The organism is Halochromatium sp., from assembly GCF_046541315.1.
Taxonomy (GTDB): domain Bacteria; phylum Pseudomonadota; class Gammaproteobacteria; order Chromatiales; family Chromatiaceae; genus Lamprobacter.
Genome location: NZ_JBKHDN010000252.1, coordinates 1 through 3,467 on the forward strand (window position 1 = coordinate 1; position 3,467 = coordinate 3,467).

At 64.8% G+C, this 3,467-nt stretch carries 4 protein-coding genes; 2 read left to right on the top strand and 2 right to left on the bottom strand.

The features are described from left to right. Together ACLFQI_RS12635 and ACLFQI_RS12640 are read right to left on the bottom strand one after the other, a co-directional pair. Positions 1–335 (bottom strand): PEP/pyruvate-binding domain-containing protein (locus ACLFQI_RS12635; protein ID WP_410759834.1); only part of this gene is annotated, 335 nt, incomplete at its 3' end. Positions 336–652: 317 nt separating this feature from the next. After that, positions 653–1,096 (bottom strand): YbhB/YbcL family Raf kinase inhibitor-like protein, encoded by a 444-nt coding sequence (locus ACLFQI_RS12640; RefSeq protein ID WP_410759835.1) that lies wholly within the window; start codon positions 1,094–1,096, stop codon positions 653–655. Between the two features lie 338 nt (positions 1,097–1,434). Between ACLFQI_RS12640 and ACLFQI_RS12645 the strand changes: the two genes are divergently transcribed. Both ACLFQI_RS12645 and ACLFQI_RS12650 read left to right on the top strand, forming a co-directional pair. Continuing rightward, positions 1,435–2,895, top strand: a complete 1,461-nt coding sequence (locus tag ACLFQI_RS12645) for an ATPase domain-containing protein (RefSeq protein WP_410759836.1) — start codon at positions 1,435–1,437, stop codon at positions 2,893–2,895. Between the two features lie 188 nt (positions 2,896–3,083). Then, the coding region (locus tag ACLFQI_RS12650; RefSeq protein WP_410759838.1) for a histidine kinase dimerization/phospho-acceptor domain-containing protein at positions 3,084–3,467 on the top strand (384 nt) is incomplete at its 3' end.

A 3,467-nucleotide genomic window follows, 5' to 3' on the forward strand; every position in this document is an offset into this window, starting at 1 on the left:
GCCAGCGCCTGGTAGGCCTCTTGCACCGCATCGGCCAGTACCGCAGGGATCTCGGCGTCGAGGAAAAGGGCGCGGATCTGCTCGCCGACCTCGCTGAGTGGGCGCTCGTTCTGTTCAAACGCCTGGGCCAGCTCGCGGATGCGCGGCTCCAGCGCGTTCTCGGCCAGGAACTGCCGATAGGCCTGCGCGGTGGTCGCAAAGCCGCCCGGCACGCGCACGCCTTCGGCGCCGAGATGGCGGATCATCTCGCCGAGCGAGGCGTTCTTGCCGCCGACTTGGGCGACATCGTCGCTGCCAAGATCATTGAGCCAAGCGATCAGCGTCCCATCGTTCATCAGGTTTCTCCAGCCGAAGGTGCCAGGTGGCGTCCGAACCCAAGACTGCAATCAACAAGAGCAGTCACGGGTTGGCGCATGGGGTGACGAAACTGTCCGCCAATCTAAAGCAGCACCTGTGCCAATCTAACGCAGCACCTGTGCCAATTGAACGGCCGGCTCAGGCAGGCCTGGCAACAGACTCGTCGTTGTGGACATGCACCAGGCGCGGGGGATATCGACCCCAACAGGGGAGGGCCGAGCCGCGACGATCATCAAGACCATCAGGAGCGCGTGTCGGGTCCCCTCAGCTCAGCTCGGGTCTTCAGGCTGATGCCTCAGCGCTCGTAGACGCCGATGATGCGGCTCTGATCGATGACATGCGCGCCGTAGTCGCGCAGAAAGGTCTCGCGGTCCGGCATGCCGGACACGGGCTGGTCCAGCGCGTAGAGCCAGAAGTAGTAATGATGCGGGCCATGACCTTCCGGTGGCAGGGGGCCGCCCCAGCCGATGTCGCCAAAATCGTTGGTGCCCGGCCGGAACTGATTCTCAGCATTCATCGGGATCTGCTCGGTCCCGGCTGGAATGCCGTACACTAGCCAGTGGGTGAAACCGTTGGGCATGGGCGCGTCCGGATCATGGCAGATGACCGCGAGTTCCTGGGCCTCCTCGGGCACGCCGGCGATGATCAGCTCCGGCTGGTCGTTGGTGCCGGCCTTGGTGTAGCGATCGGGGATACGCTCGCCGTTGTTAAACGCGGGGGATGACAGCTGCATCGACATGATTCGGTCTCCGTTGCGATGGGTTGTGCGTGACTCAAGCTCAAGCAATGGCTGAGCCAATCCCGTCTTCCTTGGCGCGACGGCACCGCACGCAGGCCGAAAAACGACCGAATGTCGAGATAGAGGGGACGTTCATGGCCGTGAAGGATCGAGCCCGATCAGGCGCGCCGCCGCCAGAACCATCTGGTCTCTTCGCCCGACTGATGGTTGAATTGACCGAGAGGCGGCGAGTCAAAAGCTCCGCCTTTGCTGACCTAGCGACAAGCGTCTCGTCAGGGCGTCTCGTCAGGAAGCCGGCGCAGTAAGGCTGGCTCGCGGAGTGAGTAAGGAGCCTATCCATGTCGACATCAACCGCGTTCATCCCCTCTGGTATTCCGGGTCTGGACGATATCCTGCAAGGCGGACTGCGGCAGGGCCAGCTGTATTTCATCGAAGGCCGCCCAGGGACCGGCAAGACCACCTTTGGACTCCAGTTCCTGCTCGAGGGGCTGCGTCGCGGCGAGCGCTGCCTGCTGATCTCGCTCGCCGAGAGCCCGCAAGAGGTCGCCCTGATCGCCGCCGCGCATGGCTGGTCGATCGACGGGCTCGAGATGCGCGATCTGGTCAGCGCCGATGAGGTGCACAGCATCGCCCTGTTCGATCTCACCGAGATCGCCCTCGACGACCGCGTTCAGGCCATGCTCGCCGAGATGGAGACCCTGCGACCGCAGCGCCTGGTCCTCGACACCCTGGCCGCATTACGGGTCTACAGCGATCAGTCCTCGTCGTTCCGGCGCCATGTCGAACGCTTCCGCACCAAGGCCGTCGAACTCGGCACCACATTGCTGGTCACCGACGAGCCGGACGGGCCAGCGCAGCTGCACCCGCGCAGTCTGGCCTGGGGCATCGTCCGCATGGAGCAGCGGGTCAATGATTACGGGCCCGGCCGACGTTGGCTGTGGCTGCCGAAACTGCGCGGCCAAGCCTATGTCGGTGGCTATCATAACCTGCGCATCGAGACCGGCGGCTTGCGCCTGTTCCCGCGGCTGGATACCGATCGGTCCTCGACGCCCGCGCACAATGGGCTCGTCTCAAGCGGCAGCGCGCCCCTTGATACGCTGCTCGGCGGTGGGCTCGAGCGCGGTACCAGTGTCGGCGTCATCGGCCCGCCCGGCTGCGGCAAATCGACCCTGGTGACCAGCTTCGCGCTGGCCGCCGCAGAACGGGATGAGCGGGTCGCCTTCTATGCCTTCGATGAGTCGCTGACCACCTTACGCAAACGCGCCCTCAGCCAAGGCCTCGCGATCGACGCCGCACTGACTTCGGAGCGGCTCAAATTGCGCCAGATCGACCCGGGTCAGGTCGCGCCGGGTGAGCTGGCGCGCGAGCTCGCCGACGAGGTCGACCATCAGCAGAGCCAGATCATCGTCATCGATAGCCTCAATGGCTACTTCCAGGCGATGCCGAACGACCCGATGCTCAACCTGCAGGTGCATGATCTGCTGAGCTACCTGAGCGCGCATGGGGCGCTGACGCTGATCACCCTGACGCAGCCGGGTCCACTGAACCGGCAGCCAGGCTTCCCGGTCGATCTCAGCTATCTGACCGACACCGTCATCGCCCAGCGCTACTTCGAGGCCTATGGCGCGATACGCTACGCGCTCTCGGTGATGAAGAAGCGCTATGGCGATCACGAGCGCAGGATCCGCGAGTACAAGTTCGGCCCAGGCGGGGTGATCATCGGCGAGCCGCTGAGTGAGTTTCGTGGCGTGCTCAGCGACGAGCCCGAGTATCTGGGTGCGGATCAGCCCCTGCTTTGAGTCAGGATCATGGCTGACAGTATCCCCAGCTCCCCCCAAGCAAGGCCGAGCGCATCCTCATCCTGGCATCGAGCCCGGGTGACGCCTCGCTCTGCGAACGCTTCCTCCGTGAGGCCCAGCTGCAACCCCACATCTGCGCCGACACCGAGGCCCTCTATCGAGCCTTAGCCGAGCCCGCTGCCGCCCTGGTGGTGGCGGACGAGGCGCTGCGGGGCGATGCCGGCACCTGCATCCGGGAACAGTTCACGCAGCAGGAGCAGTGGTCGTCGTTGCCGTTGATCGTGCTCACTCGGCGGCTCGCGCAGGCTAGCTTCGAGGCCTTGGACGATGATGACCTCTACGGCCATGTCCGGCTGATCGAGCGCCCGGTGAACCGCACCCTGTTCGTCAATGCGGTCAAGATGGCGCTGCGCGAGCGCCGTCAGCAGTACCGGATTCGCGACCTGCTCGATGAGCGCGCCGAGCACGTCGCCCAACGTGATGAGTTCCTCGCCACCCTCGGTCACGAACTGCGCAATCCGCTCGCGGCGATCATGACCTGCGGCGAGGTCTTGGAGTCGTTGCAGCTCGAC

Coding starts and splice junctions, on each gene's coding strand:
- ACLFQI_RS12645 (WP_410759836.1), top strand. CDS start 1,435: ATGTCGACATCAACCGCGTTCATCCCCTCTGGTATTCCGGGTCTGGAC.
- ACLFQI_RS12640 (WP_410759835.1), bottom strand. CDS start 1,096: ATGTCGATGCAGCTGTCATCCCCCGCGTTTAACAACGGCGAGCGTATC.